Here is a 24223-nt window from a genome sequence, read left to right as displayed (position 1 = left end):
GGCTTTTTTGTGGCCGGTGCATGGCTACAATCATTGCAAGATTCGTGCCCTATGAAACGCCTGCTCACGCTCCCCCTTCTGGCCTGCCTGGCCTGCGCCCCCATCGGGCTGGTCCATGCCGAAAAGGCCGACCGCAACAAGCCCATGAACATTGAGGCCGACGCGCTGCGCCACGACGACCTGCAGCAAACCAGCGTCTTCACGGGCCGCGTGGTCATGACCAAGGGCTCCATCGTCCTGCGCGGCGCGCGCCTCGAAGTGCGCCAGGATGCCGAAGGCTACCAGTCGGGCGTGGTGACAGCGCCGCCCGGGCAGCGCGCGTTTTTCCGCCAGCGCCGCGACACCGCGCCCGGTGCACCCGAAGAGTTTGTCGAAGGCGAGGGCGAGGTCATTGAATACAACGGCCGCGCCGATACCGTGCGTTTCTTGCGCCGCGCCGAGTTGCGCCGCTACCGCGGCAGCACCCTGAGCGACGAACTCTCGGGCGCGGTCATCGTCTACTTCAACCTCACCGACGTGTTCACGGTCGACGGCCAGCAGGCCGCACCCAACACGCCGCCGGCCCCGGGCTCGCGCGTGCGCGCCGTGCTGGCGCCCAAGGAAACGCCTGCGCCGCCCGCCCCCGCGCCGGGTGCGCCGGGCCCCGCGCTGCGACCCAGCGACGCGCTCGGCGGTGGCAAGCCATGAGCGCCGCATCCCCGGGCAGCCGCCTGGAAGTGCAGCACCTGCAAAAGGCCTACGGCAGCCGCAAAGTCGTCAAGGATGTCTCGCTGGTGGTGCAAAAGGGCGAGGTCGTCGGCCTGCTCGGCCCCAACGGCGCGGGCAAGACCACCTCGTTCTACATGATCGTCGGCCTGGTGCCCAGCGATGGCGGCGACATCCGCATCGACGGCCAGTCGGTCGCTCACATGCCGATCCACCGGCGCTCGCGCCTGGGCCTGTCCTACCTGCCGCAGGAAGCGTCGATCTTCCGCAAGCTCACGGTGCAGGAGAACGTGCGCGCCGTGCTCGAGCTGCAGCGCGATGAGCACGGCAAGCCCTTGTCCAAGGCCGTGATCGAAGAGCGCCTGGCGGCCCTGCTGCAGGAGCTGCGCGTGGAGCACCTGAGCGACTCGCCGGCGCTGGCGCTGTCGGGCGGCGAGCGCCGGCGCGTCGAGATCGCGCGCGCGTTGGCCACGCAGCCGCGCTTCATCTTGCTCGACGAGCCTTTTGCCGGCATCGACCCGATCGCCGTGATCGAGATCCAGCGCATCATTGGCTTCCTGAAGGCGCGCGGCATCGGCGTGCTCATCACCGACCACAACGTCCGCGAGACGCTGGGCATCTGCGACCACGCCTTCATCATCAGCGACGGCCGCGTGCTGGCCCAGGGCACGCCGTCCGAGATCGTCGACAACGCCGAGGTGCGCCGGGTGTACCTGGGCGAGCATTTCCGGATGTAAGCCCATGGCCTTCCCGCAGCGCCCGCGGCGTGGAGGCCGCCCATGAAACCCAGCCTGTCACTGCGGGTCTCGCAGCACCTGGCACTCACGCCCCAGCTGCAGCAGTCGATCCGGCTCTTGCAGCTGTCCACACTCGAGCTGTCCGCCGAGATCGAGCAGATGCTCGACGAGAACCCTTTCCTGGAGCGCAACCCCGACGAGGCGGCGCGCGAGGAGTTCGGCCTGGCCCAGGCCGACACGCCGGCCCAGGAGGAGGGCGAGTATGCTCTGTATTCAGGAGCTGCAGGCGCAAGCCCAGAAAGCGCTGAAGGCCAAAATAGTGCGGATTCTGGCATGCCCGACACCCCCGACTGGGGCGGTGACGGCAGCAGCGACACCGCACCCGACGACAGCGAATGGGGCGGCGAGGCGCCCGCGCGCCAGAACGCCAACGGCAGCGAAGACGACACCGATGCGGCCGAGCTGGCGCGCGGCCACGAAACGCTCACCGACTTCCTGCACCGCCAGGCGCTGGCACTGCGCCTGTCCGAGCTCGACCGCGCGGCGTTGCACTTCCTGATCGAGTCGCTGAGCGACGACGGCTACCTTGAAGACTCTCTGGACGAGCTCGCCGCGGGCCTCGCCGGCGCTGCCCCCACCGAGGAGCGTGAGGAGCTGGTGCACCGCTTCACCGTGGCGCTGCACCTGCTGCAAAGCCTGGAGCCCACCGGCGTGGGCGCGCGCGGCCTGGCCGAATGCCTGGCGCTGCAGCTCAAGGCGCTGCAGCGCGACGGCGGCTGCGACGCCGACACCGTGCAGACCGCGCTGCGCGCGTGCCAGCAGCCGCTCGACTGGCTGGCGCGCCGCGACCTGCGCCGGCTCGCGCAGGCCTGCGGCGCCAGCGACGAGCAGACGCGCGCCGCCATGGCGCTGATCGCGCGGCTCGAGCCCCGGCCGGGGCGGCGCTTTGCCGACGTCGAGCGCCATGCCGTGGTGCCCGACGTGCTGGTGCGCGCCGTGGGGCGCGGCGGCCAGCAGTTTTCCGTGCAGCTCAACCCCGACGTCATGCCACGCCTGCGCGTGCACGACATCTACGCCAACGCGCTGCGCGGCCACAAAGGCGCGGGCGGCCACCAGGCGCTGCAGCAGCGCCTGCAAGAGGCGCGTTGGTTCATCAAGAACATCCAGCAGCGCTTTGACACCATCCTGCGCGTCTCGCGCGCCATCGTCGAGCGGCAGAAGAACTTCTTCGTGCACGGTGAGCTGGCCATGCGCCCGCTGGTGCTGCGCGACATCGCCGACGAGCTGGGCTTGCACGAATCCACCATCAGCCGCGTGACCACCGCCAAGTACATGGCCACGCCGCAGGGCACGTACGAGCTCAAGTTCTTCTTCGGCTCGGGCCTGGGCACGGACACTGGCGGCAATGCGTCGAGCACGGCCGTGCGCGCGCTCATCAAGCAGTTCGTCGCCGCCGAGGACCCGGCCAAGCCGCTGTCCGACAGCCAGCTGGCCGACATGCTCAAGGAGCAGGGCATCGAATGCGCACGCCGCACCGTGGCCAAGTACCGCGAGGCGCTGAAAATCCCGACCACATCGCTGCGCAAGGCGCTGTAGATACAGACAAAGTTGTACGCCAGCATGCGCTTGCGGCATCCGCTGCACCCATGCGGCGTCGCGCAGCAGCGCAGGGCGCCTGCCTGTTATTTCTGCAGGGCCAGCGTGAAGATCGACAGCCCCGACCACTCGGGCCAGCGCGCTGCCGCCTGGCGCCGGGTGGCGTGCTCGGCTGCGATGGGTTGGGCACGCCACGGCCTTTTGGCGATCGACAGGGCTGTCTGCAGGGCCGAGGGCGGCTGGTTGTACGCGTTCCCGGTGGACCAGGGGCGCAGCACGCGCCGGGCCAGGCACGACTGCCTGAAGCGCAGCGGCTCCAGCAGCCGGGCCAGCGTCGATGGCGCGAAATACCAGCGGTGATCCAGCTGCCACGCCCACCAGTGCTGGCCCGAGAGCATGCGCTCGGTGCTCTGGTAGTTGCCCGTCTCCAGTACCAGCCAGCCACCCGGGGCGACGCGCTCCCAGGCCTGGGCCAGCGTCGGCTCGGGGTCGGGCAGGTGCTCGACCACGTCCCATAGGGTGACGCACATGAATTGCTCGCCTGCACCCAACTGTTCCAGTGTGCCGCGGATCAGCCTGGGGGGACGGGCGAGATTGGTGGCGACTGGGGCAGCGTCTTCGGGCATGGCAGGATCCAGTCCCACCGCGGCCCAGCGACGCTGAGCGGCCGCAGTCGCCAGCGTGCCGTCGCCGCAGCCGATGTCCAGCAGGGTGCGCTCGGGCGGACCCAACTCGTCCAGGAAGTCCAACTGCAGGGCAGCGACCTCGCCGCGGCGCTCCTTGTCGAAATAGCTTTCCTTGCGCGCGGCCTGGTATTCGCTATGGAACACCGCCGCGCTTTCTTGCGCGGTGCGCTCCAAGGGCCACTGCCAAGCGAAGTCGCAGGCCGGACAGGCGCAGATCGAGACCGTGGTGTCTTGCTCCGGTGCATCGAAGGCGCGGCCAAGAAAGGTTTCGGCCGGGCTGGCACTGCACAGGGGGCAGGTGCGGCTGTCTGGGTTCATGAAGACACCTCGCTGGGCACGGTAGGGGAAGCGCGCCCTATTAATAATGAACAGGCGCGCTCTACAGGAGGCGGACGGCGCCTGCGCCATAACGCTAACACAGTGCTTGCAGCGCACCCGGGCCGCGCAGGCCTTATCCTCTGCACCGCTATGAATCAACTGCAACTTTTCCTGCCCTGCGCCGCCGGCGTCGAGGGCTTTTTGGCCGACGAGGTGCACCAGACCACGGGCCTCACGGGCAACGACCTGCTGACCGGGCGCGGCGGCGTGCTGCTGCGCGCCTCGTGGCGCGATGCGCTGCTGCTCAACCTGCACAGCCGCCTGACCCAGCGCGTGCTGGTGCAACTGGCCCACCAGCCCTACCGCTCGGAAAACGACCTCTACGAGATCGCCAGCGGCGTGGCCTGGGAGATCTGGTTCACCCCGCGCCAGACCTTCAAGGTCGAGGTGACGGCCCAGCACAGCCCGCTGACCAGCCTGAACTTTGCCGGTCTGCGCATCAAGGACGCCGTGGCCGACCGCTTCCGCGCCAAGAGCGGCGTGCGCCCCGACGTCAACACCCAGTGGCCCGACGTGCGCGTGCACCTGCACCTGACGACCGAGCACGCCACCGTGTACATCGACACCTCGGGCGAGCCGCTGTTCAAGCGCGGCTGGCGCGAAGACAAAGGCGACGCGCCGCTCAAGGAAACCCTGGCCGCCGCGATGATCGCGGCCAGCGGTTGGGACCCGCATGGCGACACGCCCCTGCCGCTGTACGACCCCTGCTGCGGCAGCGGCACCATTGCCATCGAGGCGGCGCAGATCGCCTGCCGCATCGCGCCCGGCCAGCGCCGGCGCTTTGCCTTCGAGAAGCTGCTGCCGTTCCAGGCCCATGTCTGGAGTGCTATAAAAAACGAAGCTGAAAGTGAAGAACAGGAAAGCCCTGTGCCCATTTTTGGCAGCGATGTGGCGCACCGCATGGTCGACTTCGCGCAGCGCAACGCCGAGCGCGCGGGCGTGGCCGGCGCCGTGCAGCTGCGCGGCGGCGATGCCTTGCAGCGCATGCCGCCCAGCGAGACGCCGGGCGTGATGCTGCTCAATCCGCCCTACGGCGAGCGCATTGCCGCCGCCGGCACGGCCGGCAGCAATGCCGCCGAACGCGCGCGCGCCGGCACCGTGGGCCGCGAGGCCGCGCAGACCGAGGACGGCGGCGAGTTCTTCAGCCAGCTGGCCGCGCACTGGAAGAAAAACTACGCCGGCTGGCAGGCCTGGATGCTCACGCCCGACCTCAAGCTGCCCGGCAAGATGCGCCTCAAGGAATCGCGCCGCGTGCCGATGTGGAACGGCCCGATCGAGTGCCGGCTGTTCCGCTTCGACATGGTCAAGGGCGCCGTGCGCGCGCCGCGCGCCGCACCGCCCGCTGCCGATGCGGGTTGAGCTGCGCTGGCCGCTGGCCGCGGCAACGCCCGAAGAAGCGCCTCGCGCGCTGGTGCTGGACACCAACATCGTGCTCGACCTGCTGGTGTTTGGCGACCCGGCCGTGGCCCCGGTGCGCGACCTGCTGGGCGCGGGCCAGCTGCGCTGGCTGGCCACCGGCGCCATGCGCGAGGAACTGGAGCGCGTGCTGGCGTACCCGCACATCGTGCCGCGGCTGGCGTTTTACGGTTTGAGCGTGGCCTCGGTGGTGCAAGCCTTCGATGCGCAGGTGCAGCTGGCGCCGGTGGCGCCGCGCGTGCCCCCCGCCTGCCGCGATGCCGACGACCAGAAATTCCTCGACCTGGCGGCCGCGCACCGCGCCGTGCTGCTCAGCAAGGACAAGGCCGTGGTGGTCCTGCGCCGGCGCATGCTGGCGCACGGCGCCCACGTGGGCTCGGCGCTGGTGTGGGCACCGGTGTGCGCCCCGTCCGGCGCACCGGGTGCGGCGCCGACAGGCGCGGGGCGCGTGCTGGCCTGAGTCCCGGAACACGGCCTCTCCGCGTGTTCCCGGGCTGGCGGCGTTGCGGCGCTGGCCTACGCCGTGGGGCCAGGGTTCGCGCCCTGACCCCTGTCACTCTCTTTTCAGCGCGTTTTAGGGCTCCAGCCTTTGATGAGTATGCGCTTTCAGCTATCTTTTTCGACATTCCAGGCGCGGCTGCGCGGCCGCGTACCGGGAGGCGCCGTGGCCGCCCGGCCTCATTCGGCGCTGTCGAAGCGGAATCCCCGGGCAGCGTGCAGCTGCCACGCGCCGCCGCCAAGCAGCTGCAGCACGTGGGTGTGGTGCGCGAGCACGGCGCTGCGGTGCGCAATGCTCACCAGCGTCGCGCCGGTGCCGCGCAGGCGCGCATACAGCGCCGCTTCGTTGGCGCTGTCGAGCGCGCTGGTCGCTTCGTCGAGGATGACCATGGCCGGCTGGTGCACGAGCACCCGCGCGAACGCCAGGCGCTGCTGCTCGCCCACCGACAGCAGCTTCTCCCAGTCGTGCACCGCATCGAGCCCGCCCACGCGTTCCGCCAGGTCGCCCAGGTTGACTTCGTCGAGCAGCGCGCGCAGCTGGGCGTCGTCCAGCGCCGTCACCTGGCTCGGGTAGATGAGCTGGCTGCGCAGCGTGTCGTGCTGCATGTAGGGGCGCTGGGGCAAAAAGAAGATGTGCTCGCGCGGCGGGTGCACGATGGTGCCCGAGCCGCTGCGCCACAGGCCGGCAATGGCGCGCAGCAGCGAGCTCTTGCCGCAGCCGCTCGGGCCCGTGATGAGCAGCGCCTCGCCCGGCTGCAGCTGCACCGTCAGGTCCTGCACCAGCAGGCGCCCGAACTGCGGCGTGTACAGCGTCAGCACCTCGATGGCCAGGCAGGGGCCCACGCGCGTGGCGATCTGGGTCGGCACGGGCTCAGGGGCGGGGGCGCCGCCCTGGGCGGCGGCGCCCGGGGCCGGTGCCGTCCTCAGCACCAGCTGCGAGAGCGCGTGCAGCCGGTCGATGCCGGCGACGAAGCGGCTCAGGCTCTCGAAGTTGTCCACGATCAGCGACACCGCGCCGAGCACCGCGGCAAACGCGCCTGCCGCCTGGATCGCGCGCCCCACCTCCAGTTCGCCCGAGAGCACCTGGTTGGCCAAGATGAGGCTGGGCAGCACCACCGTGAGCTGGCTGAACGAACGCTGCAGGAAGTTGAGCGAGCGCTGCTTCTTGATGAGGCGCGCATAGTTGTTGAACACTTCGTCGAAACGGCGGTTGATTTGCGCGCGCTCCTGCGCCTCGCCGCGGTAGAAGGCAATCGATTCGGCGTTCTCGCGCAGGCGCATCAGGCCAAAGCGGAAGTTTGCCTCGCGCCGCAACTGCCAGAAGTTCAGCCGGATCAGCGGCGCGCCAAACAGGTACAGCGCGAGGAAGGTGCCCAGCAGTGCATACACCGCCAAAAAAACCACCAGCGTGTGCGAGATCGACCACAGCACCGCGCTGAAAGCCACCAGCTGCATCGCCGAGCCCAGGAACAGCAGCAGGAAGTTCACCGAACGGCCGGTGAAGGTGTTGATGTCTTCGCTGATGCGCTGGTCGGGGTTGTCGATGGCGCCGCTGACCGCGCCGTTGCCCAGTTCGTAATAGCGCCGCTCGCCCAGGTAGCCGTCCAGGAAGCGGTGCGTGAGCCAGCGCCGCCAGTGGTTGGCGAACGCGTCGCGCATGTAGTAATAGAAAACGTACACCGGCACGGCGAAGGACAGCACCAGCAGGCACATGCGCACCGCGCTCCAGAAGCGCTCGCGGTCCTTGGCCGCCAGCGCGGAGGTCATCTCGCCGGTCTTGTCGACCAGCATCACCGCCAGCTGCGTCTCGCACAGCATCAGTGCCACCAGCAGCGCCAGCAGCGCCCAGGCGATGCGCCGGCGGTCGCCGCGCCAGTACGGCAGCGCCACGCCCAGGAACTGGCGCCAGGCGGCCGTGGACAGCCCCGGCACACGCCGCCGGCGCCCGCCGTTGCCACCGGGGGCGCTGCCGTCGCCGTCGTCGGGAGGGGCACCCGCGTCTCCCAGGTCAACCCGGGTGCGCTGGGATGGCGCGGCAGCTGCCGCGGAAGCAGCGGGCACAGCGCCCGCTGCAGAGGGAACAGCACGGGAGAGAGGCATCAACAACGCGTTTCAAAGCCGGCAAGAGCGCCTGCTGCACGATAGCCCTGGTGCCCCGGGTGTGCGCGTCGGCGCCCGCCTACCCATGCTTAGGACATTGGCGCATTTTGCGCAACGCCCAGGCGGCTGCCTGGGGACCGCGCAGCCACACCTAGACGCCAGAACAGGCCCGCTTCGCCGCCGCGCGGGCCGGTGCCCGCGACCGACCCGGCCAGACCGCCGGACACACTGAAGCGACCGGCGCCGTGGTGGAAGACGGCCACGGCGCCGTGGGGCTCAGGGCGCGTAGAGTTCGGGCGGCGCCAGGCGCGGGCGCGGTGTGCGCAGCATGGCTTCGCGCACCTCGGCCACCATCGCCAGCAGGCGCGGTCCCAGCTCTTTCTGGATGTAGGCCAGCGGCATGCGGCAGGCCGGCCCGGCAAAGTTGAACGCGTACAAGGCGTTGCGTTCGCTGAGCAGCACCGGCACGGCCACACCATTGATATCGCGTCCCCACGAGCTCTCGGTGGTGACGAAGCCGTGGCGCGCGTAATCGGCATGCGCGCGCTCGATGTTCTGGCGCATGAGCGGCCAGTCGTCGGGAAAGCGCCGGCGCAGGCCCTCGAGGATCTGCGAGCGCTCCTTGACCGGCGCGGCCACCAGGTAGGCCAGGCCGATGGCCGTGGTGGCCAGGGGCAGGACGGTGCCGGCGTCGGCGTTGGTCACGAGGCCGGTATGGGTTGGCGGGCGCTGCACTTCCAGGAACACCAGGCCGAGGCGGTCGCGCGTGCCCAGGCCGACCGTCAGGCCGGTCTCGCGGCTCTGGGCCTCCATGAAGGGGCGGGCCACGCGCTGCAGGCCGATCTTGCGCTGCACGCTCACCCCCATGCCCAGCAGCCGCGTGCCCATGAGGTACTTGCGGGTGTGCGCGTCGATGCGCAGGTAGCCCAGCTGCACCAGGGTCGAGGTCAGGCGCGAGACCGTGGCCTTGGGCAGGCCGGTGAGCTCGACGAGCTGCTGGTTGCCCCGCATCTCACCTTCGGAGAAAGCCGACAGGATCTCCAGCCCCTTGGCCAGCGAATGCACGAAGTTGGGCCCGTGCGCAGCGTGGCCAGGCGGTGTGGCGGGGCGGGGCGAGGGCATGGCGGATGGGGGGCAGACGAGCGGGCTGCGATGGTAGCGCCTTCGCCGCAGCGCTGCAGCCGGGCGCCGCGGGCGCTGCGGCGGTCAGGCGCTCAGCACGTCGTGCGCGGCGCGCGCGCGCTGCAGGTCGCGTCCCAGGCGCTGGCTGGCCGGCAGGTAGCGCAGCCAGCCCATGCGCGCCACCGTGCCGTCCAGCGCTGCGCGCAGGGCCGGGGGGCGCTGCGCCAGCCAGCGGGCCCACAGCGCGCGCGCGCCGCCAAGTGCGCCGCCCTGGACCAGGGACAGCGCGGTGGAATGCACGTAGCACAGCGCATCGCGCGCCTGGCAGTGCGCCAGCGGCAGGGTGCGCGCCGGGTCGTCCTCGAAGTCGATGTAGCCGACCACGCCATCGGGGCAGCGCACCAGGTTGCGCGCGAAGGCCTGGCTCAGGCAGCTGCCCGCCCCATGCACCACCGCCAGCGCGTCCAGGCCCTGCTGCCACAGCGCTTGCACGGCGGCGGGACCGTCGACCACCGCCGCCTCGATCTCGTGCGCCAGCGAGGGCGTGGGCTGGCCCGGGGCGCCGAGATGGCGCAGCAGCAGGCCATCGGCGTGCACCGCCAGCAGCGGCGGCACGCGCAGGCCCAGCGCGCCGAGCTCGCGCAGGCGCCGCGCCTCGGTCGCGATGGCCGCGCGCCCGCCCAGGTTGGGCACGGGGTGCAGCACCGGCAGGCGCGCCAGGCCTGCCAGCGCGCCGAGCGCGTGGTAGCGCCACAGGCCATGGCGCGGGCCGGCCTTCTTGAGCCACACCTCTTCGCCGTCGAGCGTATAGCTGGCGACGTTGCACTGCTGCGCCGGCAATTGGCGGCGCAGGAAGGCGGCGTAGTCGGGGGGCACGCGCGGCGGCGCGGAAGATTCGGGCATCAGGGCCGGCATGCGTTCGCTCGCAGGGTCCGCCAGGGCAGCGGGGGGCAAGGGCTGGGCAGGCGCATCAAGGTCCGAAACAGGTCGCTGGGTGGTTGACAAGGGGGATGGCAGGGGTGTGCAGGACTACACTTGCCGCCGTGCACGGGCCCTGCCCGGCGCGCCGTCCCCGCGGGCCCGCCGCATGGCGCTGCCCTCGGGCATCATAGAAGCCTTTGACCGATGATCGGAATCCCCCATGAATGAACGCACCCCGGACACTGCCGAACGCGCCGCCGGTGCGCCGGCCCTTGGCGCCGACGAGCTCGACGCCCTCGACACCCTGCTTGACGAGCTGCGCACGCGCAGCGAAGAGATCCCGCAGTGGGAGTTCTGCGATGGCTTCCTGACCGCGCTGGTCTGCACACGCCGCGCCATCCCGCCCGGCGAATACCTGCCCATGCTGCTGGGCGACGGCGAGCCCGTCGAAGTGGCCGAGGGCGAGGCCCTGCCGCTGCTGCCCATGTTTGCCGACGCCGCGCAGCAGGCGCAGTTCCTGGACCTGTGGATGCGCCGCTGGGACGAGGTGGTGCTGGCGCTCGACACCCCGGTCGAGAAGCTCGACGACGAGCGCACCTTCGAGCCCGAAGTCATGGACATGCGCGGCGCCATCGCCAGCCTGCCCGAGGACGAGCGCGCCGAGATGGAGGGGCAGGAGATCCCGTCGTTTGCCCAGGTGTGGGCACTGGGCTTCATGTTCGCGGTCGAAAACTGGCCCGAGGAGTGGCAGGCGCCGCGCGACAAGGAGGCCGCGCAGTGGCTCGACGACGCGCTCGGCAGCATCGTCGCGCTGACCGAGGACGACACCGGCAAGCCCGAGGTCAGCATGTACGCCGAGGACGGCCCGCCCAGCACCAGCCAGGCGCGCGTCGAGCTGTTCGGCGAGGCCATCTGGGCCGTCTACGACCTGCGCCAGCTCTGGCAGAGCATGGGCCCGCGCGTCGAGACCCTGCGCAAGGCGCCCGAGCCCGGCCGCAACGACCCCTGCCCCTGCGGCAGCGGCAAGAAGTACAAGAAGTGCCACGGCGCCTGAGCGCCGCGCGGCCCCAGTCCAGCGCGGTGCGCAACGCTATGCTTTAAATAGCTTGATGCGCTTTCTGGACGGGCATTTGCACCCGATTTGATGCTTTTTCCACTTTTCACGCGCCTTCGGGCGCGTTGCGGTTCCATGACCTCCCCCTTGCTGACCCGCTTGCGCGCCGAATGGGCGCCGAGCATTCCGCGCGAGCTGCTGGCCGGCGCCGTCGCCACGTTTGCGCTGATCCCCGAGGTGATCGCGTTCTCTTTCGTCGCGGGCGTCGACCCGTCGGTGGGCCTGTTCGCCTCGTTCGTCATCAGCCTCGTGATCGCGTTCACGGGCTCGCGCCCGGCCATGGTGTCGGCGGCAGCAGGCTCGGTCGCGCTGGTGGCCGCGCCCCTGGTGCAGTCGCACGGGCTGCAGTACCTGTTTGCCGCCGGGCTGCTGGCGGGCGCGGTGCAGGTGCTGTTTGGCCTGCTGCGGCTGGGCGTGCTGATGCGCTTTGTCTCGAGTTCGGTGCGCACCGGTTTCGTCAATGCGCTGGCGATTTTGATTTTCTCGGCCCAGCTGCCGCACTTGGCCGGCGCGGGCATTGCCACCTGGGCCCTGCTGGCGCTGGGCCTGGCGCTGATCTACGGCCTGCCGCGCCTGGGCGCGCTGCTGGGCTGGCGCGCGCTCACGGCCATTCCGTCGCCGCTGATCTGCGTGGTCGTCCTCAGCGTGCTGTCGTCCGCCCTGGGCTTGGCGCTGCCCACGGTGGCCGACCTGGGCCAGCTGCCCGATGCGCTGCCGGTGTGGGGCCTGCCCGCAGTGCCGGCGTCGCTCGAGACCCTGCGCATCGTCCTGCTGCCCGCGCTGGCGATCGCCATGGTGGGCCTGCTCGAATCGGTGCTCACGGCCGCCGTGGTCGACGAACTGACCGACACCCCCAGCGACAAGAACCGCGAGTGCGCGGGCCTCGGCGTGGCCAACATCGCCGCCAGCTGCTTCGGCGGCATCGCCGGCTGCGGCATGGTCGGCCAGGCCGTGGGCAACGTCAAATACGGTGGGCGCGGGCGCCTGTCCACGTTGTTCGCCGGTGTATTCCTGCTGGTACTGATGGTGGCGCTCAAGCCCTGGGTGTCGCAGGTGCCGGTGATTGCGCTGGTGTCCATCATGGTCATGGTGTCGGCCGAGACCTTCGACTGGACATCGCTGCGCACGCTGGTGCGCCACCCGCGCCTGTCCAGCGCCGTGGTGCTCGCCACGGTGGTCGTCACCCTCGCCAGCCACAACCTGGCGGCGGGCGTGGCCGTGGGCGTGGTCCTCAGCGGCGTGTTCTTCGCGTTCAAGGTCGCACGCCTGCTGGACGTGCGCTGCGAGGACCGCGACGGCGACGGGGCCACCGGCCGCCGCACCTGGCGCGTGTCGGGCCAGGTGTTCTTTGCCTCGGCCGACGCCTTCGTCGATGCCTTTGACGTGCTCGGCGCCGGGCAGCGCAGCGTGCGCATCGACGTCTCGCGCGCGCATTTCTGGGACGTCACCGCCGTGGGTGCGCTGAACAAGGTGGTGCAGCGCCTGCGCCACCACGGCTGCACCGTGGACGTGGTGGGCCTGAACGCGGCCAGCGAGGTGCTGATCGACCGGCTGGGCACCGGAGCGGTCTGAGGCCGCGCTGCCGACTTAGCCAAAACCATAGCTGTTCGCGCTGGCCCAGCCACGGTTTCCGGCCGATTCGGCTGTTTTTTCTGGAGCGCGGCGCGACGCCGGCGCGGCGAAGAGGGCGGCTACGCCGGTGCGTGCAGCCAGGCCGCCAGCTGCGCCAGCGCGTGGCTCAGCGTGGCCGCGCGCACGGCGGCGCGGTCGCCGGCAAAGTGCCGGACCTCGCTGCGCATCTTGCCGGCCACGCACCAGGCGAACCACACCGTGCCCACGGGCTTGTCCGCGCTGCCGCCGCTGGGGCCGGCGATGCCGGTGACGGCCACGCTGACCTGGGCGTGCGCGTGCGCCAGCGCGCCCTCGGCCATGGCGCGCGCCACGGGCTCGCTGACGGCGCCGTGGGCGTCGATCAGCGCGGCGGGCACGCCGAGCAGCTCGGTCTTGGCTGCATTCGAGTAGCTGACGACACCGCGCTCGAACCACTGGCTCGACCCCGCCAGCGCGGTGCAGGCGGCGGCGACCAGGCCGCCGGTGCAGCTCTCGGCCGTGGCCAGCATCCAGCCGCGCGCCAGCAGCTGCGCTGAAATATCGGTCAAATCGGCCTCGGGCGATTGACCGGTAAGCGCTGGATGCTCTTGTTTCGATAGCGATTCGGCGTTCACACCCAGAACCTCCACAGCGCCAACACCAGCAGCGTGCAGAACGCCGCGACGAAGTCGTCGAACAGGATGCCCCAGCCGCCGCGCCAGCCAAAGCCCTTGAACAGGCGGTCGGCCCAGCCGACGGGCCCAGGCTTGGCCGCGTCGAAAAAGCGGAACAGCGCAAACGCGGCCAGCTGGCCCCAGAAGCCCATGGGCATCGCCAGCCACAGCACCAGCCAGAAGGCCACGACTTCGTCCCAGACGACGGCGCCCGGGTCGGCAACGCGCATGTGGCGCGCGGTGACGGTGCAGGCCCACCAGCCGCCCAGCGTGGCGAAGGCGATCAGCGCGCCCATGCGCAGCGGATCGAACCACTGCTGCAGCACCAGGAAGGCGAGCCACGCCCACAGCGTGCCCACGGTGCCCGGCGCCTTGGGGCTCAGGCCGGAGCCGAAGCCCAGCGCGATGAAGTGCGCCGGGTGCGCCAGCAGAAAGCGGACGCCGGGGCGCGCGGGAGGGGCGTCGGAGGGGCTGTGCATGGCGGAATTCTAGGCGGGCACTGCGCCGGTTGGCGCGCGCACCAGCAGCACCGGCACGGGCGCGATGCGGGCCACCTGCTCGGCGTCGCTGCCCATCATCAGGCGCGGCAGGCCGCGCCGCCCCTGGGTGCCGAGCACGATCAGGTCGGCGCCCCATTGCTGCGCCTGCTCGACCACCAGCTGCGCCACGCGCGGCCCCAGGCTCTGCACCAGCGCGGTCTCGGCCTGCACGCCGCGCTGCGCGAGCCGCTCCTGGGCCTGGCGCAGCAGCGTTTCGCCCGCGCGCAGCGCGCCGGGCAATACGTCGCGGTGGTAGACCTCGGGGCGTTCGAAACCGTTGGTGTGCTCCATCGGATCGACGATGTGCAGCAGGCGCACGCGCGCGCCCGCCAGCTGCGCCAGGCCCGCGGCCTCGCCCAGGGCATGGTCGGACGTGGGGCTGCCGTCGATGGGCACGAGGATCTGTGTGTACATGGGGGCTCCTGTGGAAAGGGGGGGCATTCCGCCTTCTCAGGCGAAGTGGTCGAACGAGGCGAAGCGCTGGGCCACCGGCTGGCCCCGGCCATCGACCAGGCGCAGACCCGGCGCCGCCTCGATCACGCCGATGCGCGTGACCGGCGTGCCGCTCGCCTGCGCCGCGGCCGCCACCGTGGCGCGCTGCGCGGGCGCAGCGGTGAAGGCCAGCTCGTAGTCGTCGCCGCCGGCGAGCGTGCACTGGTGCAGCAGTTCGGGGTCGATCATGCCTCGGGCGCTTGCTGGATAAGCGCTGGCAGCTATCAATTCGATAGTTTTCGAGGTGTCGATGCGGGCCCCCACGCCCGAGGCGCGCAGGATGTGGCCCAGGTCGCCGAGCAGGCCGTCGCTCACGTCCAGCGCGCTGCTGGCGACACCGCGCAGCGCCAGGCCCAGCGCCACGCGTGGCGTGGGGCGTTCGAGACGCTCGCGCGCGGCGGCCAGCCACAGCGGCGGCAGGGCGGCGCGGCCCTGCAGCGCCTCGAGCGCCAGGCGTGCATCGCCGAGCGTGCCGCTCACATAGATGTCGTCGCCGGGCCGCGCGCCGCTGCGCAGCAGGGCCTGGCCGGCGGGCACCTCGCCCAGCACCGTGATGCAGATGTTGAGCGGGCCGCGCGTGGTGTCGCCGCCGACCAGCTCGCAGCCGTGGGCGTCGGCGAGCCGCAGCAGGCCGCGCGCAAAGCCCGCCAGCCAGGGCTCGTCCGCCGACGGCAGGGCCAGCGCCAGCGTGAACGCCAGCGGCCGTGCGCCGCAGGCCGCCAGGTCGCTCAGGTTGACGGCCAGGGCCTTGTGGCCCAGACGCTTGGGGTCGGTGCCGGCGAAGAAGTGCCGGCCTTGCACCAGCATGTCGCTCGACACCGCCAGCTGCATGCCCGGGGCCGGCGCCAGCAGCGCGCAGTCGTCGCCCACGCCGAGCGCGGCGCGGCGCACCGGACGCGTGAAATAGCGCGCGATCAGGTCGAATTCGCCCATGCTCGGCGCCGCTGCCAGGGGCGCGGTCATACCGGCATGCCGCGAAAGCGCTGCGCGGCCTGGCGGCTGACCTCGGCGAGCAGCTGCTCCTCGCGCTGGCGCTCGCGCAGCCAGCGCGCGTCGTTCTGGCCGGCATGGGCCTCGCTGCGCAGCAGGTGCAGCGCGCCCGAGGCGCCGTGCGCCGCCGCGTGGCCGGCGATCTGGTCCATGGTGCGCATGATGTGCTCGCGCAGCGGCATGTGGCTGCCCGTGGCCGGGTCCACATAGACCGCGTCCATGCCGAAGCGGCAGGCCTGGAAGCGGTTGTAGGTGTAGACGAGGTAGTCATCCTCGGTCGGCGTGAAGGGCTGCTCGGCCAGGAACCAGGCCCCGAGCGACTGCACGAAGCCGGACAACGCGGCGGCGCGCTCGATGGTCAGCGGCGTGTCGAAGACGCGGATCTCGATCGTGCCGAACTCGGGCTTGGGGCGGATGTCCCAGTAGAAGTCCTTCATGCTCTTGACCACGCCGGTGTGCGTCATCTTGTCGAAATACTGCTCGAACTCGGCCCAGGTCAGCACGCAGGGGGCGCGGCCCGAGAGCGGGAACGCGAACACGGAATTGAGCCGCGCCGAGTCGAACGCGGTGTCCTGCCCCTGCACATAGGGACTGGACGCCGACAGCGCGATGAAGTGCGGGATGTAGCGCGACATGCGGTGCAGCATGAGCAGCGCGGCGTCGGCGTCGGGACAGCCGATGTGCACGTGCTGGCCGAAGATGGTGAACTGCTTGGACAGGTAGCCGTAGAGCTGCGAGAGCTCCTGGAAGCGCGGCTTGTCGTAGATGCGCCGCTCGTGCCATTGCTGGAACGGGTGCGTGCCGCCGCCGACCACGGCGATGTTGAGCTTGTCGGCGCTCTTGACGAGCGCGTCGCGGATCGGGCTCAGCTGCCCCAGCACCTCGCTCGACGAGTGGCAGATGCCCGTCGAGATCTCGATCATGCTGTTGGTCATCTCGGGCACCACGCTGCCGGGCAGCGGGTTCTTGAGCATCAGGCGCAGCATGTCCTCGGCATAGGGCGCGAGGTCGTAGTCGTGGGTGTTGACGAGTTGCAGTTCGAGCTCGACGCCCAGCGTCAGCGGTTCGGAATGGTGGAAGGCTTCAAGGCTCACGGGTGTCTCCGTTGCTGGCGCGTGTCGTCAGTGGCGCCCAGGGTTTGGAACTCTCGCCGGCGCGGTAGATGGCCATGGTGGCGATCACGGCGCCCAGCACCTCCATCAGCAGGATGGCGGGCAGCGCCACGCGGGCGATCATCTGGCCGGTGGCGGGCGAGGCAACGACGAACTGCGATGCGATCAGGAGCGCGATCGACGACATCGGCGTCATCGCGCCGCCGACCCACAGCGCCTGGCGCCAGCTGGCACCGCTGCCGACGTTGCCGATGGCCACGCCTGTCACCTTTGCCAGCAGGCGCACGGCGATCAGCACCAGCACCAGGCCGGCCACCGGAGCACTCCAGTCGGCCTGCGCGGCGACGGTGGAGACCAGCACGAACATCAGCATGGTCAGCAGCGACGAGGCCGTGCCGAGCTGGCGCGACCACGCCCAGGGGCGCGGGTTGAGCTGCTTGAGCAGCATGCCGCCCAGCAGCGCGGCCAGCGGCGCCGAGCCACCCATGTGCGCGGCCACGGCGGTGCTGGCGGCGATCAGGGCCAGCAGCAGCATGGAGGTGTTCTCGCTGGTCGGGCTCATGGCGCGCAGCGCCATGCGCATCACCAGCGCCAGCAGCGCGGCCACGATGATGGACACGCCCAGCACCACGACCACCGGGTAGACCGTGTCGGCCAGCGAGATGGCCGGGCGGTGGATCAGCTCGGCCCGCGCGCTGCCCAGCGTCAGGGCGTACAGCGTGGACAGCGTGGCCAGCACGATGGCGCGCTCGGTCACCGGGCCGGCCGCGCGCGTGTCGCTCACCACGCGCGTGAGCACGGCGGGCGAAGCCGCCAGCGCCACCACGGCCAGCGGCCCGGCCACACGCTCGGGCACCTGGAGCCACACCAGCGTCCAATAGACGGCAAAAAAGGTCAGCGCCGACTCGAGCACGCTTTGCACCAGCACCATGGGGTTGTGGCGGAACCAGCGCAGTGGAATGCGTGCGCCGCACTCGAACAGCACGACGGAGATGCCCAGTTCGAGCAAGAACAGGCCGATGCCCTGCAGCGGCCAGACTGCGCCGCTGAAGCCTGCGAGGCCCGCCGCTGTGCCGACCAGCGAGTAGCCGACGACCTTGGGCAGCCCGATGTGGCGCTGGCACAGGTAGCCCGCCATGGCTGCCATGGCCAGCAGCAGCGACCACTGCACGGTGGGCAGCCCGGCAGAGGGGCGCAGCCATTGCGCCCAGAAAGACAGGATCTCGTTCATGTGTGTGGGTCCTTGTGCGTCAAGCGCGGCATGTGCGCGCAGAGAAGGGGGATCGCACCCTGGGGGGCGCACGCCGTGCGCCGGCGCGATGGCCTGAATTTACCGTCTGTTGCAGGCGTTCGCTGTAGGACAGTGGCACGCCCGGCAGGGAGGAGGGCATGGGCCGGCCTCAGTTGTCCTGGCGCCCGGGCACGAAGAAGCTCAGCGGCTTCGAGCGCAGGCGCGCGCGCACGGCGGCATAGATGCGCGCGCGCTCCACGCCGGTGACGTTCTGCGCGCGCAGCGCCAGCAGGAAGGCCAGGTAGAAGCTCACGCTCACATTCAGGGCGCCAAGCAGCGGAAGGGTGGCCACGGCCCACCAGAACGCGGGGTGGCTCAGCACGTCCGGGCCCAGGCTCGCCGCGGCGGCGGCCAGCTGGCCCGTCGACAAGGTGACGTGGCGCACATCGAGCCCCAGGCCAAAGAAGCTGGCAAATGCCGGCACCAGCCCGAGCATGAATCCGAGCGAGATGTTGGCCGCCAGGCCCGAGAGGTTGTCGCGCAGGAAGCGCGCCCAGCGCGCCGCGCGCGCGGCGCCCAGCAGGCGCGTGATGCGCGGGTTGTAGCGCATGGCCGAGTCGAGCCGGTGCAGCACGAACCAGTTTTCCGTCCAGCCGGCAATGATGCTGGAGGCAAACAGCAGCACCCCGGTGAACGCCGCAAACAGCAGGGACGGCCCCAGCAGGTGCAGCGAGTCCAGTACCTGCTCCGCGCTCTTTTCACTGATCGCGGGGCCGCCCGTGGCGAGGGCCCAGAGGGCCGTGAGGCCCAGCACGGCCGGGAACACCACCAGCACGTTGCCCAGCACCGCCGCCACCTGTGAGCGCACCAGGTAGGTCACTTTGTCGACGAACTCGGCCACGCCGCTGTCGGAATCGATGTCCTTGAGCTTGGCGGCCATGGCCGGCGCCGTCATGGCCGGCTGCTTGGTGGCCACGGTGAAGTGCAGCAGCTGGATCAGCACAAAGCTCGCCGCGTAATTGATGCCGGCGACAAAGCCACCCCAGAAGGCCGACAGCGCCAGCGCGTACAGAGCGAACTTGAGCAGCGTGGTGAATGCCATCACGGCGCCGCCGCCGGCGGCGTTGCGCACCATCGCAAAGTATTCGCCGCGCGTGCGCGTGATGTAGTGCTCGCCGGTCTCGGCGCTGCGCTCGGCCACCTTGGCCGCCAGCAGCGAGGAGTTGGCCGCCAGCAGCGCGCGCAGGCTGCGCCGCTCCTGCCCGACCTGCACCAGGTGGGCCAGCAGCCGCGCCGCGCTCACGGCCGGTGTGGGCGAGAGCACGCATTCGAGCAGTTCGCGCACGCGCAGGATGCGCACGCGCAGCTGGCGCAGTCGGAACACCAGGCCGACCGAGATGCCGTTGTCTTCGAAGTGCGCATACACGGTGGATGCCGCGCTGCGGCAGGCATCGAGCCGCTCGCGCAGGCGCTGCGCCGATTCGTCGAGCCGGTCGCGCGTGCGCAGGCCGTGCAGCACCTCGACGCGCAGGCTCTCCACATCGCGGATCAGCGCGTGGAACGGCTGTGCCTCGCGCGCGGCCTCGCTCATGCGCAGGCGCAGTTCGGGCGCATAGCCGGTGGACAGGATCTGGCCGGCGCAGTAGGTGATGGCGTCGAGCAGGGTTTTTTGCCAGCGCGTGGTGTGGCCCTCGCCGTCCGCCAGCAGTGCCACCAGGCGCTCGAGCTGCTCTTCGTGCAGCGCCCCCAGCCACTGCGCATCGAAGGCGCTGGGCAGCGCCAGCGTGAACAGTTCGGAGGCATCGATGGTCTCGGGGCTGCTGGGCAGCAGCTTGCGGCGCAGGCGCTCGGCCAGTTCGCTGACCAGTGCCGTGCGCGGCGCAAAGCCGAAATCGGCCAGCAAGGTGGTGACGTCCACCGTCTCCACCAGCGCGGCCCACCAAGCCTGCAGGCGCGCGCGCACGTCGTGGCGCGCCTCCACAGCATCGATCAGCAGCTGCACGCGCCCGAGGCTGGCGGGCACCGAGTCGCGCGCGCCGCGCACCCAGTCGAGCAGAGCGATCAGCCACAGGTGGCGCTCGGCCAGCGGCGCCTGCGGATCCAGCCGCGCCAGCAGGGCGGCCAAGTCCAGGGGCGCGACCTTCAATGCAGCACCCGGCTGCTCAGGGGCTGGCTGGGCTCGCCCGGGTCCAGCGCTTCGAGCACGAACAGCGGGATGGCGCAGTCAAAGGATTCGCCGTCTTCGGCCACGCAGAAGAAGCTGCCGTGCATGGTGCCGCTGGGCGTGCGCAGCTGGCAGCCGCTGGTGTACTGGAAGGACTCGCCGGGCTTGAGCAGCGGCTGGTGCCCGACCACGCCCAGGCCCCGGACTTCTTCGGTGTGGCCGTGCGCATCGCTGATGATCCAGTGGCGCGAGACCAGTTGCGCCGGGACGGAGCCCGCGTTGGTGATGGTGATGGTGTAGGCAAAGCTGAACACACCCGCATTCGGGGACGACTGCTCAGGCAGGTATTCGGGTTGCACTTCGACCTGGAATTGGTACTTTGGCATCGGCCAATGGTAACTGCGACAATTGCAGGCATGAGCCGCACCCACCGCATTGCCCCTTCCATTTTGTCTGCCGATTTCGCCCGCCTGGGCGACGAAGTGCGCAGCGTCATCGCTGCCGGAGCCGACTGGATCCACTTCGACGTGATGGACAACCACTACGTGCCCAACCTCACCTTCGGCCCCATGGTCTGCCAGGCCTTGAAGCCCCACGCCGTCACGCCCGAGGGTGTGGCCGTCCCCATCGATGTGCACCTCATGGTGCAGCCGGTCGATGCGCTGGCTGCCGCTTTCGCCCAGGCCGGCGCCGATCTCATCAGCTTCCACCCCGACGCCACGCACCATGTGCACCGCAGCATCCAGGCCATCAAGTCCCAAGGCGTGCAGGCCGGGCTGGTGTTCAACCCGGCCGAGCCGTTCGATGTGCTCGACTGGGTGATCGACGACATCGACCTCGTGCTCATCATGAGCGTCAACCCCGGCTTCGGCGGCCAGAGCTTCATCGACTCGGCGCTGCGCAAGATCGAAGAGGTGCGACGGCGCATCGATGCCACGGGCCGCGACATCCGACTGGAAGTGGACGGCGGCATCAAGGTGGACAACATCCGCCGCGCGGCCGACGCGGGGGCAGACACCTTCGTCGCCGGCAGCGCCATCTTTGGCAAGCCCGACTACCGGGACGTGATCACCGCGATGCGGGGCGCGCTCGCGGCCTGAGCGTCTCGCGAGTCCAGCTCCGCGCGGGGCTTCTGTCGCCAGGCGCTTGGGGCCCGCCCTGCGTCCGTCCCGCGGCCGCGCCGCATGCTCATCCCGCCGAGTCCAGTTGCCGGCGCACATGCAAGAGCAGTCCGTCGCAGGCGTCTTCCAGCAAGTCCAGCACATTCTCGAAACCCTGGGCATTGCCGTAGTAGGGATCGGGCACCACGGAGCAGCTGCTGCGCAGGCAAAAGTCGGTCAGGCGCCGCAAGCGCGGGTGCAGCGCCGGCGGGCAGCGGCTCTGCAGCAAGGCCAGGTTGTGGTCGTCCATGGCCAGCAGCAGATCGAACCGGTGGAAATCGCCCTCGTGAACCGGGCGCGACCGGATCGCGTCCATGGCATAGCCCCGCTGGCGTGCATGGGCCTGTGCGCGTGGATCCGGTGCCTCGCCCTGGGGCGCGGCGTGGGTGCCCGCAGAGTCAATGCGCACGCGCTGCGCCAGCCCCGCCGCTGCGACGCGCTGGCGGAACACCGCTTGCGCGGTGGGACTGCGGCAAATATTGCCCATGCAAACGAAGAGAACGAAGTACTGGCTCATGGGAGGCAAGCTTGCCCCAATGGCCGGGGCGGGGCCATTGTAGGAGCGCACCCGCGGCGCGGCGGGCGCGCTGCAAACACGGACCCCAAGCAGCGCTTGCGTGCCATCAAATGGAATAAGGCGGCCTGGCGGCACGAAGCCGCAGTGACTCAGCCCTGCGAAGCGCCGTGCGAAATGGGGCCTGCGTTCTTGCCGCCATACCGTTGTTACCCGGTGATTTTTCGTCGGCGCCAGGCGCCGCCCCCGTCATGCGCGTCCGGCGCGGTGGGTAGAGCGCATGCGTCGACCTTGCACCCAGACAAACGGTAGGCCTGCATGTTGACGATTCAGCCGTGGTGCTATCGGGCGGCTCGGGCACGCATCTGTGCGTCTGATCGGCCGCAGGCCCGTATCGTGCTGGAGATCCATGGCCGCAATACAGCCCCCGCCCTGACGCTCGCTGCGCTGGCCGCCCAGGACGGCGGCACCGATCCGATGCTGCTGCTAGTCATGCCTGCAGACCATGCCATTGCCCAGCCAGCGCTGCTGGCACAGGAGGGTGCCATCGCGCCTTTTGGGCTCACGCCCGATCGCCCAGAGACGGGCTATGACTACATCCAGACCAGCCCCCCGGTCGGCCGCGACGGGGCGCACACCATAGACCGTTCTGTCGGAAAACCCGACCTTGCAACGGCCAAGGGTTACGTGCGATCGGGCGACTACCTTTGTAACAGTAGGCTGTTTGTGCTGCGTGCATCGGGCTAGCATGCGTTGGCGCTGTGTAGGCCCGATGGGGGCGCCTGGGGCGCGCTATGCCCTGTGGCAGATCCTGCCCAAGGACGGCGACGGCCATGTGGCGCAGCGACGGACCCTCATGCAGGACAGCTGCGACACCTTGGCGCTTTCTTCAGACGCCTAAGCTGGTCTGCATGGGCGTGCAAGGCTGGTCATGGTGGAGGCGCCCGACGCAGTGCTGGTGGTCCATCAACGCTACACCCAGGACGTGAAAAATCGTCGACCGCCTCAAGCACAAAAGTTGCACCGAAGGGCCGCTGCACTGCAAGGTGTGCCACCCCCTGGTGGCTGGTAGGACAGCATCGATGCGGGAGAGCGATTTCAGGTCAAGCCCATCGTGGCCAAGCCCGGTGGCAAGCTGCCGCTGCAAATGCACTACCATCTCGCCGAGCACTGGGTGGTCGTGCGCGGCACGGCCTGAGTGAAGGGCGACGACGTGTTCCTGACGTCCGAGAACCGGTCCAGGCATATTCCTCTGGGCGTCGCGCACCGGATCGAAACCCGGGACAGGTCCACTTGGAGATGGTCGACGTGCAGCGGGGGCCTATCTCGGCGAGGACGACATCGTGCGTTTGGACGACATTTATAGGCGTTAACGGCACGCCAATTTTCCGGAGGCACCTGCCATGCCAACAGAGCGAATGCCCTCACACATCCTCGTGACTGGTGCGGCCGGTTTCATCGGCCACCATGTGGCCCAGCGCCTGCTGGCACGCGGTGACCGGGTTTTAGGCCTGGACAACCTCAACGATTACTACGATCCCGCGCTCAAGCAGGCGCGACTGCGACGGCTCGAAGGCACACCTGGTTTTCGGTTTCTCAGGCTGGATTTGGGCGACCGCGAGGGCATGGCCAAGTTGTTTGCCACCGAACGGTTCGATGGTGTCATCCATTTGGGCGCCCAGGCCGGCGTGCGCTACAGCATCACGCATCCTTATGCCTATCTCGATTCCAATCTCGCAGGCTTTGGCCATGTGCTGGAGGGCTGTCGCGCCCAGAGCGTCGCTCACCTGGTTTATGCCTCCAGCTCCAGCGTCTATGGCGGTAATGCCAAGATGCCATTCACCGAAACCGACGCGGTCGATCACCCGGTAAGCCTGTACGCTGCCACCAAGAAGGCCAATGAGCTGATGGCCTACACCTACAGCCACCTCTACGGTTTTCCGACCACAGGCCTGCGCTTCTTCACGGTCTATGGTCCCTGGGGCCGGCCCGACATGGCGTACCACTTGTTTGTCCGCGCCATCCTGGCAGGCGAGCCGATCCAAGTATTCAACCACGGCGACATGAAGCGTGATTTCACGTACATCGACGATATAGCTGAGGGGGTGTTGCGGGTGTTGGACCGCCCTGCCACGCCCGAGCACGAGGGCGGTGTCCCTTGCCGCATCTTCAACATTGGCAACAGCGACCCCGTGCCACTGCTGGACTTCATCGGCTGCCTGGAATGTGCGCTGGGACAGGTGGCCACCAAGCAATTGCTGCCCATGCAGCCGGGGGATGTGCCGGCGACTTATGCCAGCACCACGGCACTGCGGGACTGGGTGGGATTTGCGCCATCCACGCCACTGGCGCAAGGGATGGCGTACTTCGTTCGGTGGTACCGTGACTATTACGGAGCTTGAATCTGTCGGCTTGAACGGGTAGCGTAAAAGGAACTCAGGCTAAGGACAGGGGCGATGCGCCGAGAGCGCCGCGGCAGGGTTG

At 69.7% G+C, this 24223-nt stretch carries 24 protein-coding genes; 11 read left to right on the top strand and 13 right to left on the bottom strand.

Annotation, left to right across the window (positions count from 1 at the left end; genetic code table 11):
- Nucleotides 1-51: 51 nt before the first annotated feature.
- From lptA to B2J86_RS09895, 3 genes are read left to right on the top strand one after another with little or no spacing between them, the layout of a single operon-like run.
- Nucleotides 52-687 carry a lipopolysaccharide transport periplasmic protein LptA gene (gene lptA / locus B2J86_RS09905; protein WP_173025423.1) on the top strand — a complete coding sequence of 212 codons (636 nt, stop codon included), beginning with the start codon at nt 52-54 and terminating at the stop codon, nt 685-687.
- Nucleotides 684-1442, top strand: coding sequence for an LPS export ABC transporter ATP-binding protein (gene lptB / locus B2J86_RS09900; RefSeq protein ID WP_169637161.1), 759 nt, complete (start codon nt 684-686; stop codon nt 1440-1442). Before lptA ends, lptB begins: the two co-directional genes overlap by 4 nt.
- Before the next feature lie 42 nt (nt 1443-1484).
- Nucleotides 1485-3038 (top strand): RNA polymerase factor sigma-54, encoded by a 1554-nt coding sequence (locus B2J86_RS09895; protein WP_173025422.1) that lies wholly within the window; start codon nt 1485-1487, stop codon nt 3036-3038.
- 86 nt (nt 3039-3124) lie between these two features.
- On the opposite strand, the gene B2J86_RS09890 is transcribed toward B2J86_RS09895, so the two are convergent.
- Nucleotides 3125-4042 carry a bifunctional 2-polyprenyl-6-hydroxyphenol methylase/3-demethylubiquinol 3-O-methyltransferase UbiG gene (locus B2J86_RS09890; RefSeq protein WP_173025421.1) on the bottom strand — a complete coding sequence of 306 codons (918 nt, stop codon included), beginning with the start codon at nt 4040-4042 and terminating at the stop codon, nt 3125-3127.
- A gap of 150 nt (nt 4043-4192) precedes the next feature.
- Between B2J86_RS09890 and B2J86_RS09885 the strand changes: the two genes are divergently transcribed.
- Both B2J86_RS09885 and B2J86_RS09880 read left to right on the top strand, forming a co-directional pair.
- Nucleotides 4193-5461, top strand: coding sequence for a class I SAM-dependent RNA methyltransferase (locus tag B2J86_RS09885; RefSeq protein WP_169167432.1), 1269 nt, complete (start codon nt 4193-4195; stop codon nt 5459-5461).
- Complete coding sequence (locus B2J86_RS09880; protein WP_173025420.1) at nt 5451-5978, top strand: putative toxin-antitoxin system toxin component, PIN family; 528 nt, start codon at nt 5451-5453, stop codon at nt 5976-5978. Before B2J86_RS09885 ends, B2J86_RS09880 begins: the two co-directional genes overlap by 11 nt.
- Before the next feature lie 218 nt (nt 5979-6196).
- Here the strand turns inward: B2J86_RS09880 and B2J86_RS09875 are convergent, their stop codons facing one another.
- The 3 genes from B2J86_RS09875 to B2J86_RS09865 all read right to left on the bottom strand — a co-directional run bounded on the left by B2J86_RS09875 (nt 6197) and on the right by B2J86_RS09865 (nt 10141).
- Entirely contained in the window at nt 6197-7912 is a 1716-nt protein-coding gene (locus B2J86_RS09875; protein WP_173025463.1) for an ABC transporter ATP-binding protein/permease, read from the bottom strand.
- Between the two features lie 480 nt (nt 7913-8392).
- The gene (locus B2J86_RS09870; RefSeq protein WP_169167433.1) at nt 8393-9238 is read right to left on the bottom strand and encodes an IclR family transcriptional regulator; all 846 of its coding nucleotides are present in this window, start codon (nt 9236-9238) and stop codon (nt 8393-8395) included.
- An 84-nt stretch (nt 9239-9322) separates the two neighbouring features.
- On the bottom strand, nt 9323-10141 hold the full coding sequence (locus tag B2J86_RS09865) for a hypothetical protein (RefSeq protein WP_254068040.1): 819 nt from the start codon (nt 10139-10141) through the stop codon (nt 9323-9325).
- A 238-nt stretch (nt 10142-10379) separates the two neighbouring features.
- On the opposite strand from B2J86_RS09865, the gene B2J86_RS09860 reads away from it, so the two are divergent.
- Together B2J86_RS09860 and B2J86_RS09855 are read left to right on the top strand one after the other, a co-directional pair.
- Complete coding sequence (locus tag B2J86_RS09860; RefSeq protein WP_169167481.1) at nt 10380-11213, top strand: UPF0149 family protein; 834 nt, start codon at nt 10380-10382, stop codon at nt 11211-11213.
- Nucleotides 11214-11348: 135 nt separating this feature from the next.
- A complete protein-coding gene (locus B2J86_RS09855) occupies nt 11349-12845 on the top strand; it encodes a SulP family inorganic anion transporter (protein WP_173025418.1) in 1497 nt (498 codons plus the stop codon).
- A gap of 119 nt (nt 12846-12964) precedes the next feature.
- Here the strand turns inward: B2J86_RS09855 and B2J86_RS09850 are convergent, their stop codons facing one another.
- The 8 genes from B2J86_RS09850 to apaG form a co-directional block, all read right to left on the bottom strand.
- Nucleotides 12965-13498: a CinA family protein gene (locus B2J86_RS09850; RefSeq protein WP_173025417.1), complete on the bottom strand. Its 534-nt coding sequence runs from the start codon at nt 13496-13498 to the stop codon at nt 12965-12967.
- Nucleotides 13495-14016, bottom strand: coding sequence for a phosphatidylglycerophosphatase A (locus B2J86_RS09845; RefSeq protein WP_173025416.1), 522 nt, complete (start codon nt 14014-14016; stop codon nt 13495-13497). Before B2J86_RS09845 ends, B2J86_RS09850 begins: the two co-directional genes overlap by 4 nt.
- A 9-nt stretch (nt 14017-14025) precedes the next feature.
- Nucleotides 14026-14490, bottom strand: a complete 465-nt coding sequence (locus tag B2J86_RS09840; RefSeq protein WP_173025415.1) for a universal stress protein — start codon at nt 14488-14490, stop codon at nt 14026-14028.
- Between the two features lie 36 nt (nt 14491-14526).
- A complete protein-coding gene (gene thiL / locus B2J86_RS09835; protein ID WP_173025462.1) occupies nt 14527-15501 on the bottom strand; it encodes a thiamine-phosphate kinase in 975 nt (324 codons plus the stop codon).
- 26 nt (nt 15502-15527) lie between these two features.
- On the bottom strand, nt 15528-16652 hold the full coding sequence (locus B2J86_RS09830) for a YbdK family carboxylate-amine ligase (protein WP_169167486.1): 1125 nt from the start codon (nt 16650-16652) through the stop codon (nt 15528-15530).
- Complete coding sequence (locus B2J86_RS09825) at nt 16642-17901, bottom strand: cation:proton antiporter (RefSeq protein ID WP_169167487.1); 1260 nt, start codon at nt 17899-17901, stop codon at nt 16642-16644. Before B2J86_RS09825 ends, B2J86_RS09830 begins: the two co-directional genes overlap by 11 nt.
- A 169-nt stretch (nt 17902-18070) precedes the next feature.
- Nucleotides 18071-20047: a site-specific recombinase gene (locus B2J86_RS09820; protein WP_173025414.1), complete on the bottom strand. Its 1977-nt coding sequence runs from the start codon at nt 20045-20047 to the stop codon at nt 18071-18073.
- On the bottom strand, nt 20044-20451 hold the full coding sequence (gene apaG / locus B2J86_RS09815) for a Co2+/Mg2+ efflux protein ApaG (protein ID WP_169167489.1): 408 nt from the start codon (nt 20449-20451) through the stop codon (nt 20044-20046). Before apaG ends, B2J86_RS09820 begins: the two co-directional genes overlap by 4 nt.
- A gap of 30 nt (nt 20452-20481) precedes the next feature.
- Between apaG and rpe the strand changes: the two genes are divergently transcribed.
- Entirely contained in the window at nt 20482-21165 is a 684-nt protein-coding gene (gene rpe, locus B2J86_RS09810) for a ribulose-phosphate 3-epimerase (protein WP_169167490.1), read from the top strand.
- A gap of 88 nt (nt 21166-21253) precedes the next feature.
- On the opposite strand, the gene B2J86_RS09805 is transcribed toward rpe, so the two are convergent.
- Nucleotides 21254-21742 carry a low molecular weight protein-tyrosine-phosphatase gene (locus B2J86_RS09805; protein ID WP_173025413.1) on the bottom strand — a complete coding sequence of 163 codons (489 nt, stop codon included), beginning with the start codon at nt 21740-21742 and terminating at the stop codon, nt 21254-21256.
- Between the two features lie 315 nt (nt 21743-22057).
- On the opposite strand from B2J86_RS09805, the gene B2J86_RS18180 reads away from it, so the two are divergent.
- The 3 genes from B2J86_RS18180 to B2J86_RS09795 all read left to right on the top strand — a co-directional run bounded on the left by B2J86_RS18180 (nt 22058) and on the right by B2J86_RS09795 (nt 24141).
- A complete protein-coding gene (locus B2J86_RS18180) occupies nt 22058-22486 on the top strand; it encodes a sugar phosphate nucleotidyltransferase (RefSeq protein WP_254068039.1) in 429 nt (142 codons plus the stop codon).
- Between the two features lie 367 nt (nt 22487-22853).
- Nucleotides 22854-22937, top strand: coding sequence for a hypothetical protein (locus B2J86_RS18415; protein WP_371736384.1), 84 nt, complete (start codon nt 22854-22856; stop codon nt 22935-22937).
- A gap of 220 nt (nt 22938-23157) precedes the next feature.
- Nucleotides 23158-24141, top strand: coding sequence for an NAD-dependent epimerase (locus B2J86_RS09795; protein ID WP_254068038.1), 984 nt, complete (start codon nt 23158-23160; stop codon nt 24139-24141).
- Nucleotides 24142-24223 lie beyond the last annotated feature (82 nt).

The sequence above is a fragment of the Acidovorax sp. SRB_14 genome, from assembly GCF_012932145.1.
Classification (GTDB): Bacteria; Pseudomonadota; Gammaproteobacteria; order Burkholderiales; family Burkholderiaceae_C; genus Simplicispira.
The sequence above is the reverse complement of the archived record's forward strand: the minus strand, read 5'-3'. Positions and strand labels throughout refer to the sequence as shown.